This window comes from Agromyces laixinhei (assembly GCF_006337065.1).
In the GTDB taxonomy this organism is placed as follows: Bacteria; Actinomycetota; Actinomycetes; order Actinomycetales; family Microbacteriaceae; genus Agromyces; species Agromyces laixinhei.
Genome location: NZ_CP040872.1, coordinates 2,877,921 through 2,890,005 on the forward strand (window position 1 = coordinate 2,877,921; position 12,085 = coordinate 2,890,005).

Genomic DNA, 12,085 nt, shown 5'->3' on the forward strand with positions numbered 1-12,085 from the left:
AGGTGCGAGAGCCGCACAACAGCACGGGGCCTGCGGCCCCGCAATCCGAGCGTACCCGGATGCGGCGGCGCAGGCCCGTGCCTCGTGTGCTGTCGCCCTACTCGGCCGACTCGGCGGCGGCTTCTTCGCCCGCGACCTCGGTCGCCTCGCCCTCGACGGCCTCCTCGGCAGGCTCCTCGCCGAGGTCGACCTTCTGCGGGATGTGCACGTTGACGACGAGCGACTCGGCGTCGGAGACGAGCGTCGCGCCCTTCGGCAGCTCGACCGCGGCGGCGAAGATCTGGGTGCCCTCTTCGAGGCCCTCGACGCTGACGACGACGTTCTCGGGGATGTGGGTCGCCTCGACATCGAGCAGCAGCGTGTGCAGGTCGAGGTCGGCGATCGTGCCGGGGGCGGTCTCGCCCTCGAGGTGCACGGGCACCTCGACCTGGACCTTCTCGCCGCGCTTGATGACGATGAGATCGAGGTGCTCGATGATCTGGCGCACCGGGTCCTTCTGCACGTCCTTCACGAGGGCGAGCTGGCTCTTGCCGTCGATCTGCAGATTGAGCACCGCATTGGCCTTACGCAGGAGCAGGCCGATCTGGTGCGCGGGCAGCGCGATGTGCGTCGGCTCGGTGCCGTGGCCGTAGAGCACTGCGGGGATCTTGCCGGCGACGCGAAGCTTGCGCGCCGCGCCCTTGCCGAACGAGTCGCGCGCGTCTGCGATGACCTTGTTGTCTTCATCCATGATGTCTCTCCTTGCGGGCTCACGGCCCAGATCGGGTGTCTGTTGTTCTCGACTCGAACGCGCGCAGTCGAACTGCACTGAAGCGTGAGGAAAAGCCGTGGAGCCTGCTCCTACCGCGTCGATCACGGATGCCGACTCCGGTCTCGCGACCGGCGCGTGGCATCCCTCGCCGAAGTCCAATGGACGAGTTTACAACGCTTCGGGCGATTGTGCTGACACCGGCGCACTCATCGCCACTCGCACCGTCAGCCGATCGGCCCCATCGTCAGTCGCGAAACGGCATCGTCGAGGATCTCGGCGACCGGCCGGTCGATCTCGACCGCGATGCCCGGTTCGTCGGGTTCGAGCCGCTCGAGCGCTGCCAGTTGCGAGTCGAGCAGGCTCGTCGGCATGAAGTGGCCCGTGCGCCCTTCAGTGCGAGCAGCAAGCACGTCGCGGGTTCCGTACAGGTGCACGAACCGCACCTGCGGTGCGCTCGCGAGAATCATGTCGCGGTAGGCGCGCTTCAGGGCGGAGCACGCGACGACGAGGCCGGTGCCGGCACGGCCTGCCTGCGCGAGTGCGGCCCCGACGGCCTCGAGCCAGGGCCGGCGATCGTCGTCGTCGAGCGGGATGCCCGACGCCATCTTCCGGACGTTCGCGACGGGGTGCAGGTCGTCGGCGTCGGCGAACGGCACGCCGAGCTTGCGCGCCAGCAGCACGCCGATCGTGGACTTGCCCGCCCCTGAGACGCCCATCACGACGATGGCTGGCGCCTCGTGCCTCGACTCGGTCGACGCGGTGGACTCCGCTCGACTCTGCTGCTCCATCTCGATCATCACCTACCGGAGGGTCTTCGGCCGTTCTCGCCAACGTTAGCGTGCCGGCACGCACCTCGACCCGTTCCGTCTCCCGGCGCAACAGTGAGCCGCGCTCACAGTACGCTGGAGGCGACCCCAACCCCGCTCGAAGGAGATATTCGTGCCTGAAACCGCATCTGCAAACATCGGCGTCGTCGGCCTCGCGGTCATGGGGTCGAACCTCGCCCGCAATCTCGCGAGTCGCGAGGGCAACACCGTCGCCGTGTTCAACCGTTCGCCCGAGCGCACTCACACACTGACGAGCGAGCATCCCGAAGCCGGGTTCGTGGCATCCGAGAGCTACGACGACTTCGTCGCCTCGCTGGCCAAGCCCCGCACGGCGATCATCATGGTGCAGGCGGGCAAGGGCACCGACGCGGTCATCTCCGAGCTGGCCTCGCGATTCGAGCCCGACGACATCATCGTCGACGGCGGCAATGCGAACTTCCACGACACCATCCGCCGCGAGCACGACATCGCGCCCACCGGCATCCACTTCGTCGGTGCCGGCATCTCGGGCGGCGAGGAGGGTGCGCTCAACGGCCCGTCGATCATGCCCGGCGGCTCGGTCGAGTCGTACAAGACGCTCGGCCCGATCCTCTCCTCGATCGCCGCGGTCGCCGAGGGCGAGCCCTGCGTCACCCACGTCGGCACCGACGGCGCCGGCCACTTCGTCAAGATGGTGCACAACGGCATCGAGTACGCCGACATGCAGCTCATCGCCGAGGCCTACGACCTGATTCGCCAGGGCACGGGCAAGTCGCCCGCCGAGATCGCCGACATCTTCGCCGCGTGGAACACGGGCGAGCTCGAGAGCTACCTCATCGAGATCACCGCAGAAGTGCTGCGCCAGACGGATGCGGCGACCGGCGAGCCGCTCGTCGACGTCATCCTCGACGAGGCCGGCGCAAAGGGCACTGGCGCCTGGACCGTGCAGAACGCCCTCGACCTCGGTGTGCCGACCTCGGGCATCGCCGAGGCGGTCTTCGCCCGCAGTCTCTCCTCGAAGCGCGCGCAGCGCGACTCGGCATCCGACCTGCCCGGCCCGGCCGAGGCCTGGAAGGTCGCCGACGCCGACGCCGACGCGTTCATCGAAGACGTTCGCCTCGCGCTCTACGCCTCGAAGATCATCGCCTACTCGCAGGGCTTCGACGAGATCATCGCCGGCGCCGAGCAGTACGGCTGGAAGGTCGAGAAGGGCGACATCGCGAAGATCTGGCGCGCCGGATGCATCATCCGCGCACGATTCCTGAACCGCATCGCCGAGGCCTACGCCGACGACCCCGCGCTCGTCGCGCTCGTCGTCGCCCCGTACTTCCGCGACGCCGTAGCGGGCGCGCAGGAGGCGTGGCGGCGGGTGGTCGTGATCGCGGCGCAGTCCGGCATCCCGACGCCCGCGTTCTCGTCGTCGCTCGCCTACTACGACGGCCTCCGTGCACAGCGCCTGCCCGCTGCACTCATCCAGGGCCAGCGCGACTTCTTCGGCGCTCACACCTACCAGCGCGTCGACCGTCCCGGCGTCTTCCACACGCTCTGGTCGGGCGATCACTCGGAGATCGAGACCACCCCGTCCTCGCACTGAGGCGGCCGGCCATGCGCGACCCGAAATGGCGTGACGAGGGCGACGAGCCCGACTACCGGTTCACGCTCGCCAACGAGCGCACCTTCCTCGCCTGGATCCGCACCGCGCTCGCGCTCCTCGCGGGCGGCGTGCTGCTGCACCAGTTCGCGACCGAACTGGATCCCCGGCTCGTCGTCACCGTGCTGTCGACCGGGCTCGGCGTGGTCGCCGCCGTTCTCAGCGTCATGGCCTACACCCGCTGGCGCGCGAACGAGATCGCGATCCGCAGCGGTCGCCCGCTGCCGTTCAGCTGGGTGCTGCCCGGTCTTGCCGCGGTCTGCCTCCTGACGAGCGCCGTGCTCGTCGTCCTGCTCCTCGTCACCTGATCGCCTGACATGGCCGCGCACAGCATCCCAGCCACGGGCGATCCGGGCCTCCAGCCCGAACGCACCGCGCTCTCCTGGAGCCGCACGGCGCTGGCCCTGGCCGTCAACGCGCTGCTCTCGCTTCGCGCGGGATTCGTCGTCGGCGAGCCGTGGCTCGTCGTCGTCGGGGCCGTGCTGTTCGCGGCATCCGGGGCCGCGGTGGCGGTCGGCACGGTTCGCCGCAGGCAGCTGGCCGGCGATCGGCTCGTGATCACTCCGCCGCGCTGGGCGCTCGAGGGCGTCGCGGCGGCGACCCTGCTCGCGAGCCTCGGCGGCATCGCCTCGATCTACGCGGGAGGCGGCGCATGAGCGAGCCGCATCCCGAGCTGATGGGCGACGACGGCGACGACGAGGCGCGGGGCCCCGTCTACGGTGAGCGACGCCGCCGGGTCATCCGCGTCACGGTGCTGGTCGCCATCGGAGCGATGCTCCTACCCATCGTGCTCTCGATCTTCGGCACCGCCCAGTCGGCCGCGCAGCGAGCCTGCGCGGTGTACGCCGCCCAATTCGACTCGGATGCCGCGGGCGGCCGCGTCGCGTTCGAGCTGTTCGCTCGCGGCGGGCCGGGTTGGCAGTGCTTCTCGGTCACCGCGAACGGCGGCGAGACCCTCATCGCCGTGCTCGGACTGCTGCCGGGTGCGCCTCGCCCGATCGGTCCCGACGAACGCGACGTCTGACGTCAGTGGGCCTGCGACCCGTCGCTGCTCACCCTGCGGAAGCCTCGTCGGGGAACACCCGCTTGTACTTGCGACCGTCGGGCAGCTCGACCGTCTCCGCGCGCAGGAGTCCGCGCGTGACCCGCTGGTAGATCGCCTGCGGCGTCACGCCGAGCTTCGCCGCGGCCTCCGCGACCGAGAGCCCGGGCAGCTCGGTCGGCGCGCTCGAAGGGCGGTCGCGCTTGCGCTTGCGGCTCGCCTCGTGCCGAGCGGCGATCTCGTCGTCGTCGCCCGCCCAGCGGTACTTCGCCGCATTGGGGCTGAGGCCCGCGGCGTCCGCGATCTGGCTCCAGGTGCGCCCGGCGCCCAGCGCGTCGCGCACCGAAGCGAGCGAGGCGGGGTCGGCTTCGAGGGCTGCGACGAGCGCACGGATGCCGCGGAGCCGCTCGAGCGGCGAGGCATCCGTCTCGTCGTCGGAACGGCCTGCACCGGTGACGTCGCCATGCAGCGCGTCGAGCGCCACGAGTTCGGCGAGCGCGCGAGCGGTCTCGTCGGAGAGGAACGACACGGCGAGCTCGGCCAGACGGCCTACGCCGCGCCGTCGAACATGCTCGTGACCGAGCCGTCTTCGAAGACCTCGTGGATCGCCCGGGCCAGGAGCGGCGCGATCGGCAGCACCGTGAGGCGGTCCCAGCGCTTCTCTTCGGGGATCGGAAGGGTGTCGGTGACGACGACCCGGTCGATGACGTCGGACTGCAGGATCTGCGTCGCAGGCTCGGAGAAGACCGCGTGGGTCGCGGCGACGACGACGCCCGTTGCCCCGTTCGCCTTGAGCGCTTCGGCCGCCTTCACGATCGTGCGCCCCGTGTCGATGAGGTCGTCGACGAGGAGGCACACCCGGCCCTCGACCTGGCCCACGATCTCGTGCACCGAGACCTGGTTCGGCACGAGCGGGTCGCGACGCTTGTGGATGATGGCGAGGGGGGCCCCGAGCTTGTCGCTCCAGATGTCGGCGACGCGCACCCGGCCCATGTCGGGCGAGACGACCGTCAGCGTCGACGGGTCGAGCGAGTTCTTGAACTCCTCGAGCAGCACGGGCATCGCGAAGAGGTGGTCGACGGGTCCGTCGAAGAAGCCCTGGATCTGCGCCGCGTGCAGGTCGATCGACATGATGCGGTCGGCACCCGCTGCCTTGAACAGATCGGCCACGAGGCGTGCCGAGATCGGTTCACGCCCGCGCCCCTTCTTGTCTTGCCGGGCGTAGGGGTAGAACGGCGCGACGACCGTGATGCGCTTGGCCGACGCGCGCTTGAGCGCGTCGATCATGATGAGCTGCTCCATGAGCCACTCGTTGATGGGCGAGGTGTGCGACTGGATCACGAAGGCGTCGCAGCCGCGCACGCTCTCGTCGTACCGCGCGTAGATCTCGCCGTTCGCGAAGGTGCGCGCATCGGTGGGCACCAGGTCGGCGCCGAGTTCAGCAGCGATCTCGTTGGCGAGCGAGGGATGCGCCCGCCCCGACACCAGTACGAGGCGTTTCGAACCGGTGGTCTCGATTCCCGACATGTCTCGGTGTGTCCTCTCCACCCGCCTGGGCCGGTGTGTCACTCGGCGGCGGGGCCGGATGCCTCGGCGGCGTCCGCTGCCTCAGCGGCAGCGGAGCCCTCTCGATGCGTCTGGACCCATCCCTCGATATTGCGTTGCGGGGCGACGTTCACCGCGAGGGCGCCCGCCGGGACATCTTTCCGGACGACCGTGCCGGCCCCCGTGTAGACCCCGTCAGCAATCCTAACGGGCGCGACGAACACCCCGTGCGATCCGGTTCGCACATGCGAGCCGATCTCGGTGCGGTGCTTGTTCACGCCGTCGTAGTTCGCGGTGATCGAACCGGCGCCGATGTTGGAGTGCACGCCGATCGTGGTGTCGCCGACGTAACTGAGGTGCGGCACCTTGCTGCCCTCTCCGATGTTCGCGTTCTTCGTCTCGACGAACGCGCCGATCTTGCCGTCGGCACCGAGCACGGTGCCCGGGCGTAGGAACGAGAAGGGCCCGACGGTCGCCTCGGCGCCGACCACCGCGAGGGTGGCATCGGTGCGCTTGACCTCGGCGTTCTCGCCGATCTCGCAGTCGATGAGCGTCGTGTCGGGGCCGATGATCGCGCCTGTGGCGATCACCGTCGCGCCCTTCAGCTGAGTTCCGGGGCGGATCGTGACATCGGGCTCGATGCGCACGGCGAGGTCGATCCAGGTCGTCGCGGGGTCTTCGACCGTGACGCCGTTCAGCTGCCAGCCGCGCACGATGAGCGCGTTGAGGCGAGCCGCCGTCTCGGAGAGCTGCGCCCGATCGTTGATGCCGGCGACGAGCCACGGCTCGGAGACGGGAACGGCCTCGACCTCGGAGCCGGCGGCACGCAACAGGCCGATCACGTCGGTGAGGTACTTCTCGCCCTGCGCGTTGTCGGTCGTGAGGTTCGCGAGCTGGTCGCGGAGCGCGGCCGCCCCGAACGCGTAGATGCCCGCGTTGATCTCGGCGATGGCGCGCTCCTCGGCGCTCGCGTCCTTCTGCTCGACGATGCGGTCGAAGAGGCCCGCGGCGTCGCGCACGACACGGCCGTAGCCGGTCGGGTCGTCGTAGACGGCCGAGAGCACGGATGCCTCAGCGGCATCCGCCCGATGCTGCTCGAGGAACGCGGCGAGCGTGTCGGCGTTCAGGAGCGGCACATCGCCGTTCAGCACGAGCACCTCGCCCTCGAAATCGGCCGGCAGGGCGGCGAGCGCCTGTTCGACGGCACGGCCCGTGCCCGGCATCTCGTCTTGATCGACGACGATCGTGCCCGGCAGTTCGCGCTCGACGACCTCGGCGACGAGGTCTCGCTCGTGACGCACCACGGCGATGATGTGCACCGCGTCGAGGGCGCGCGCCGTCGCGAGCACGTGCGCGACGATCGGTGCGCCGGCCAGAGGGTGCAGGAGCTTCGGCACGGCCGACTTCATGCGAGTGCCCTGACCTGCTGCGAGAACGATGATGGCGAGGTTCTGATCGGTCATTCGCGCGTATTCCTAACGGTGCGGTCTGCGGGTACGTGGGCGGTGGATGCGACTGGCTGCTGTTCCGGCTCCGCCACCAGGATTCGAACCTGGACCGAACAGCTCCAAAGGCTGCCGTGCTGCCGTTACACTATGGCGGATCGCTCGGGGCCGAGCCCGTGTGCGACAACCAGTCTGCCATGAGCGAGCCCATGCTCCGCGGCATCCACCGTCAGTTCGGGCGCCGGCCCCGCACGTCCGCGAGATAATGACTGGATGACCCATGCTGACGAGGTCGACCGGATCGTCGACGACTGGGAACGCGAGCGCCCAGACCTCGACTTCGCACCGCTGCAGGTGCTCTCGCGCGTCGCGCGTCTCGCGAAGCACCTCGATCGTGCACGCCGGCAGGCCTTCACCCGGTCTGAGCTCGAAGCCTCGGAGTTCGACGTGCTCTCGGCGCTCCGCCGCGCCGGCGCCCCGTACCGGCTCTCGCCGAAGCAACTGCTGCAGCAGACACTCGTCTCGAGCGGCACGATGACCAACCGCATCGACCGTCTCGTCGAGCGCGGCCTCGTCACGCGTCAGACCGATCCCAACGACGGGCGCGGCATCCTCGTCGAGATGAGCGGTGCGGGCCTCACCAGGGTCGACGCGGCGATCACCCGCCTCGTGGATGCCGAGGCCGAACTGCTCCGAAGCCTTCCTGCGGCCGAGCAGAAGCGGCTCGCGGGGCTGCTGCGCAAGCTCAGCCTCGGGTTCGACTGAACTCACCCGCCCGACCACCGCTTGCTCTCACGCCGCGGTCGTCGACGCATCCCCTTCGTCGGGTTTTGAGAATGATTATCATTAACGATACGGTGGCGTCGTGAACACACTCAACAGACGATCCCCCGTTCGATTCGCCGCCGTCGCAGCGCCCGTGCTCGCGCTCGCACTGACCGGCTGCTCGAGCCCGGCGGGCGGCGAGCACGACGCAGCGGCCCCCGACGAACACGCCTCCGAGACCGAAGTGAGCGCGCCACGGGTCGTCGTGAGCTACGACGGCGGACTGCTCGTGCTCGAAGGCGACTCACTCGAACCGGTCGACGAGATGCCGCTCGACGGCTTTCTGCGCCTGAACCCCGCCGGCGACGCACGGCACGTCATGGTGTCGACGGATGACGCGTTCCGCGTGCTCGACACCGGGGTGACGATCGAGGCGCACGGCGACCACGCGCACTACTACGCCGGCGCACCCGAGCTCACCGACATCGAGTTCGCTGCGGAGCATCCCGGACACGTGACGACACACGCCGGCACGACCGCGCTCTTCGCCGACGGCACCGGGCGCGTCGAGCTCTTCGACCCCGCGACCCTCAGCGGAGGCCGGCCCGAGTCGACCACGTACGAGAGCCCTGCCGAGCACCACGGGGTCGCGGTCGCCCTCGATGACGGCGGCCTGCTGACGACACTCGGCACGAGCGAGACCCGAACCGGCGCGGTCGTGCTCGATTCCTCGCACACCGAGATCGCTCGCACGGAAGACTGCCCCGGCGTGCACGGCGAGACCGTCGCCGCCGATGAGGTCATCGTCATCGGCTGCGAGAACGGCGTCGTGCTCTACGCCGACGGCGTCTTCACGAAGGTCGCCTCCCCCGACGCCTACGGGCGCATCGGCAACCAGGCCGGCTCGCCCGAGTCGGCGATCGTGCTCGGCGACTACAAGGTCGATGCCGAGGCAGAGATCGAACGACCGCAACACGTGAGCCTCGTCGACACCGACACGGCGACCATGCGACTCGTCGAGCTCGGCACGAGCTACACGTTCAGGTCGCTCGCGCGCGGCCCGCACGGCGAGGCCCTCGTGCTCGGCACCGACGGGGCGATCCACGTCATCGATCCGGTCGCCGGCGTCGTCTCGTCGCGGATCGACGTGATCGCGCCATGGACCGAGCCGGTCGACTGGCAGGAGCCGCGCCCATCACTCGAGGTTCGCGGTCACCGCGCGTACGTCACCGACTCCTCGACTTCGACCGTGCACGTCGTCGACCTCGAGTCCGGGCAGATCACGGCGAGCGCCGAACTGCCGCACGTACCGATCGAGCTGTCGACCGTCGGCGACTGAGGCGGGCGCTCCGCGGCTGCGCTGACCCGGGTATTGCACGAGCCCGATCGGGGTTCGGCACCTACCGGCGCATGACCTTGCGGGCCAGCCAGTTGCCGAAGAACTGCGCACACTGCACGAAGATCACGATGAGCACGATCGCCGCCCAGGTGATGACCGGTTCGAACTGGCGATAGCCGTACACCTGGGCGAACGTGCCGAGACCGCCGCCGCCGATGAAGCCCGCGACGGCGGTCATGTCGATGATCGCGACGAGCACGAAGGTGTAGCCGAGGATGAGGGGGCCGAGCGCTTCGGGCAGCACGACGGTGCGCAGGATGCGGAACGGACCTGCTCCCATCGCGCGCGCAGCTTCGATCACGCCGGGCGTGACGGTGAGCAGGTTCTGCTCGACGATGCGGGCGATCGCGAACGACGCGGCGATCGAGAGCGCGAACACGAGTGCGGCGTTACCGATGCCGGTGCCGATCACGTATCTTGCGAGCGGCTGGGCCGCGGCGATGAAGATGATGAACGGGATCGGCCGGAAGAAGTTGATGACCACGTTCGTGACGTTGAACACCACTCGGTTCGACAGCAGGCTGCCGGGCCGCGTCGTATAGAGCACCATGCCGAGCAGCAACCCGGCGAGCCCGCCGAAGAACAGGGTGAGGGCCACCATGTAGAGCGTCTCGACCGCGGCGACCCAGAACTCGGGCCCGAGCTCGAACAGGCGATCCATCACGACACCTCCGTCACGTCGACGCGGGCGGATATCTCGGCGAGCACCGCGTCGACCGCGGCATCCGCGCCCCTGATCGCGAGGGTGAGGTGGCCGAAGGCTCGCCCCTGGATGTCGTTGATGCCGCCGTAGACGAGCTCGAACTCGACGCCGGCGGTCGCGAGCGCGACGAAGACCGCGGCCTGCGAGGCGTCGCCGTCGCGGAACGAGATCGTGACGATGCGCCCCTCGTGGCGTTCGCGCAGCACGTCGAGCTCGGCAGGTGACGGGATGCCCTTCACGACGGTCGCGACGAACCGCTGCGACGACGGGTTCTGCGGGTTCGAGAACACGTCGAAGACGTCGCCGTGCTCGATCACGCGGCCGCCGTCCATGACGGCGACCTTCGTGGCGATCGACTGGATGACGTCCATCTCGTGGGTGATGACGATGATCGTGACCCCGAACTCGCGGTTGACTCGCTTGAGCAGCTCGAGCACCTCGCCCGTCGTCTCGGGGTCGAGCGCGCTCGTCGCCTCGTCGGCGAGCAGCAGGCGCGGCGAGGTGGCGAGCGCTCGGGCGATGCCGACGCGCTGCTTCTGCCCGCCCGAGAGCTGGTCGGGGTAGTTCTTCGCCTTGTCGGTGAGCCCGACGAAGGCGAGGAGTTCGTCGACGCGCGCCGCGATCTCGCTCTTCGACGCCCCCGCGACCGTCAGCGGGTAGGCGATGTTGGCCCAGACGGTCTTCGAGTTGAAGAGGTTGAACTGCTGGAAGATCATGCCGATGCCGAGGCGGATGCCGCGGAGCTCGCGCTCCGGCATCGTCGTGATCTCGCGGCCGTCGACCTCGATCGAACCCGAGGTTGCGGGCTCGAGCGCGTTGACGAGCCGCACGAGCGTGGACTTGCCCGCGCCCGAATAACCGATGATGCCGTACACGTCACCGGGTTCGATCTCGAGGCTCACATCGTCGATCGCGACGACGGGCGAGCCTCCCTTGCCGGGTGCGGGGTACGTCTTCGTGACGTTGCGCAGGGCGACGAGCGCCATGGTGTCGTTCTCCTCAGGCCGAAACTCGGGAGATCAGCCCTTGGCGGCCTTCGTGTCGGCCTCGACCTTCGCGAGCGACTCCTCGAGATCTGCGACGGGGGTCTCGACCGAGACCCCGGTGCCGCCCGAAGCCTCGAGCAGGCCGGCCTGCACCTCGGCGTCGGTCTGGAAGATCTCGACGAGCTTCTGGTAGGTCGCGTTGTCCTTGTCGTCGGCGCGCGTGGCGAAGATGTTGACGTAGGGCAACGCGTTCGGATCGCTCGGGTCGTCCTGGGCGATCGCGTCGTCGAAGGTGAGGCCGGCGTCGGCGACGAAGTCGTTGTTGATGACCGCCGCTGCGAGGTCGGGCAGCGAGGTCGGTGTGAGCGAGGCCTCGAGCGCGGTGACCTCGACCTTCGACGCCGATTCGTCGATGTCGGCGAGGTCGGAGAAGATCGAGCCGCCGCTCTTCAACTCGATGAGGCCGGCCGACTGCAGCACGAGGAGGCTGCGGGCCTGGTTCGAGGCGTCGTTCGGCACGGCGACCGTCTCGCCCGCGGGGATGTCCTTCACCGAGTCGTACTTGGTCGAGTAGAGCCCCAGCGGGTAGATGGCGGTCGAGCCGATGGGCGCGAGGTCTTCGCCGCTCGACACGTTGTAGTCGGCGAGGTAGACGATGTGCTGGAACTGGTTGAGGTCGAGCTCGCCCTCGGTCGTCGCCGGGTTCGGCTGGGCGTAGTCGGCGAAGTCGACGATCTCGATCTCGATGCCCTCATCTGCCGCGGCCTCCTCGAAGGCGGGCCACTGCGGGTCGGCCTTGCCGACGACGCCGATCTTGATGACGTCGTTCGCGGTGTCGCCGCTCTCTCCCGCTGCCGGGGTCGCGCATGCTGCGAGACCGAAGACGAGCGGCACCGTTGCAAGAGCGGCGATGAGCTTCGTCTGACGCGAGGACTGGTGCTGACGTGACATGGTGGTTCCCTTTCGCTGTTCGCACGCGACCGGGTGCTGCC

The 12,085-nt window shown here is 69.1% G+C and carries 14 protein-coding genes and 1 tRNA gene; 6 read left to right on the forward strand and 9 right to left on the reverse strand.

Annotation, left to right across the window (positions count from 1 at the left end; genetic code table 11):
• Nucleotides 1-97: 97 nt before the first annotated feature.
• Both FHG54_RS13630 and FHG54_RS13635 read right to left on the reverse strand, forming a co-directional pair.
• A complete protein-coding gene (locus tag FHG54_RS13630; protein ID WP_168197182.1) occupies nt 98-730 on the reverse strand; it encodes a 50S ribosomal protein L25/general stress protein Ctc in 633 nt (210 codons plus the stop codon).
• A gap of 245 nt (nt 731-975) precedes the next feature.
• Nucleotides 976-1,548 carry a gluconokinase gene (locus FHG54_RS13635; protein ID WP_233437918.1) on the reverse strand — a complete coding sequence of 191 codons (573 nt, stop codon included), beginning with the start codon at nt 1,546-1,548 and terminating at the stop codon, nt 976-978.
• A gap of 190 nt (nt 1,549-1,738) precedes the next feature.
• On the opposite strand from FHG54_RS13635, the gene gndA reads away from it, so the two are divergent.
• From gndA to FHG54_RS13655, 4 genes are read left to right on the forward strand one after another with little or no spacing between them, the layout of a single operon-like run.
• Nucleotides 1,739-3,151, forward strand: coding sequence for an NADP-dependent phosphogluconate dehydrogenase (gene gndA, locus FHG54_RS13640; protein WP_233437919.1), 1,413 nt, complete (start codon nt 1,739-1,741; stop codon nt 3,149-3,151).
• Nucleotides 3,152-3,162: 11 nt separating this feature from the next.
• Nucleotides 3,163-3,516, forward strand: a complete 354-nt coding sequence (locus tag FHG54_RS13645; protein WP_139417754.1) for a YidH family protein — start codon at nt 3,163-3,165, stop codon at nt 3,514-3,516.
• Nucleotides 3,517-3,525: 9 nt separating this feature from the next.
• Nucleotides 3,526-3,864, forward strand: coding sequence for a DUF202 domain-containing protein (locus tag FHG54_RS13650; RefSeq protein ID WP_139417755.1), 339 nt, complete (start codon nt 3,526-3,528; stop codon nt 3,862-3,864).
• Nucleotides 3,861-4,232: a hypothetical protein gene (locus tag FHG54_RS13655; protein WP_139417756.1), complete on the forward strand. Its 372-nt coding sequence runs from the start codon at nt 3,861-3,863 to the stop codon at nt 4,230-4,232. Before FHG54_RS13650 ends, FHG54_RS13655 begins: the two co-directional genes overlap by 4 nt.
• A gap of 28 nt (nt 4,233-4,260) precedes the next feature.
• Here the strand turns inward: FHG54_RS13655 and FHG54_RS13660 are convergent, their stop codons facing one another.
• The 4 genes from FHG54_RS13660 to FHG54_RS13675 all read right to left on the reverse strand — a co-directional run bounded on the left by FHG54_RS13660 (nt 4,261) and on the right by FHG54_RS13675 (nt 7,398).
• Nucleotides 4,261-4,779, reverse strand: coding sequence for a hypothetical protein (locus FHG54_RS13660; protein WP_139417757.1), 519 nt, complete (start codon nt 4,777-4,779; stop codon nt 4,261-4,263).
• Between the two features lie 20 nt (nt 4,780-4,799).
• Entirely contained in the window at nt 4,800-5,777 is a 978-nt protein-coding gene (locus FHG54_RS13665; RefSeq protein ID WP_139417758.1) for a ribose-phosphate diphosphokinase, read from the reverse strand.
• Between the two features lie 38 nt (nt 5,778-5,815).
• Nucleotides 5,816-7,258: a bifunctional UDP-N-acetylglucosamine diphosphorylase/glucosamine-1-phosphate N-acetyltransferase GlmU gene (gene glmU, locus FHG54_RS13670; protein ID WP_139417759.1), complete on the reverse strand. Its 1,443-nt coding sequence runs from the start codon at nt 7,256-7,258 to the stop codon at nt 5,816-5,818.
• Nucleotides 7,259-7,326: 68 nt separating this feature from the next.
• Nucleotides 7,327-7,398 (reverse strand) — tRNA-Gln (locus FHG54_RS13675).
• A gap of 115 nt (nt 7,399-7,513) precedes the next feature.
• Here FHG54_RS13675 and FHG54_RS13680 point away from each other — a divergent pair.
• Complete coding sequence (locus tag FHG54_RS13680; protein ID WP_139417760.1) at nt 7,514-8,005, forward strand: MarR family winged helix-turn-helix transcriptional regulator; 492 nt, start codon at nt 7,514-7,516, stop codon at nt 8,003-8,005.
• Between the two features lie 100 nt (nt 8,006-8,105).
• The gene (aztD, locus tag FHG54_RS13685) at nt 8,106-9,344 is read left to right on the forward strand and encodes a zinc metallochaperone AztD (protein ID WP_139417761.1); all 1,239 of its coding nucleotides are present in this window, start codon (nt 8,106-8,108) and stop codon (nt 9,342-9,344) included.
• A 61-nt stretch (nt 9,345-9,405) separates the two neighbouring features.
• Here the strand turns inward: aztD and FHG54_RS13690 are convergent, their stop codons facing one another.
• From FHG54_RS13690 to FHG54_RS13700, 3 genes are read right to left on the reverse strand one after another with little or no spacing between them, the layout of a single operon-like run.
• Nucleotides 9,406-10,065, reverse strand: a complete 660-nt coding sequence (locus FHG54_RS13690; protein ID WP_139417762.1) for a methionine ABC transporter permease — start codon at nt 10,063-10,065, stop codon at nt 9,406-9,408.
• Entirely contained in the window at nt 10,065-11,093 is a 1,029-nt protein-coding gene (locus FHG54_RS13695) for a methionine ABC transporter ATP-binding protein (protein ID WP_139417763.1), read from the reverse strand. The genes FHG54_RS13690 and FHG54_RS13695 overlap by 1 nt, the downstream gene beginning before the upstream one ends.
• A 33-nt stretch (nt 11,094-11,126) precedes the next feature.
• A complete protein-coding gene (locus tag FHG54_RS13700) occupies nt 11,127-12,044 on the reverse strand; it encodes a MetQ/NlpA family ABC transporter substrate-binding protein (RefSeq protein WP_139417764.1) in 918 nt (305 codons plus the stop codon).
• Between the last annotated feature and the right edge of the window lie 41 nt (nt 12,045-12,085).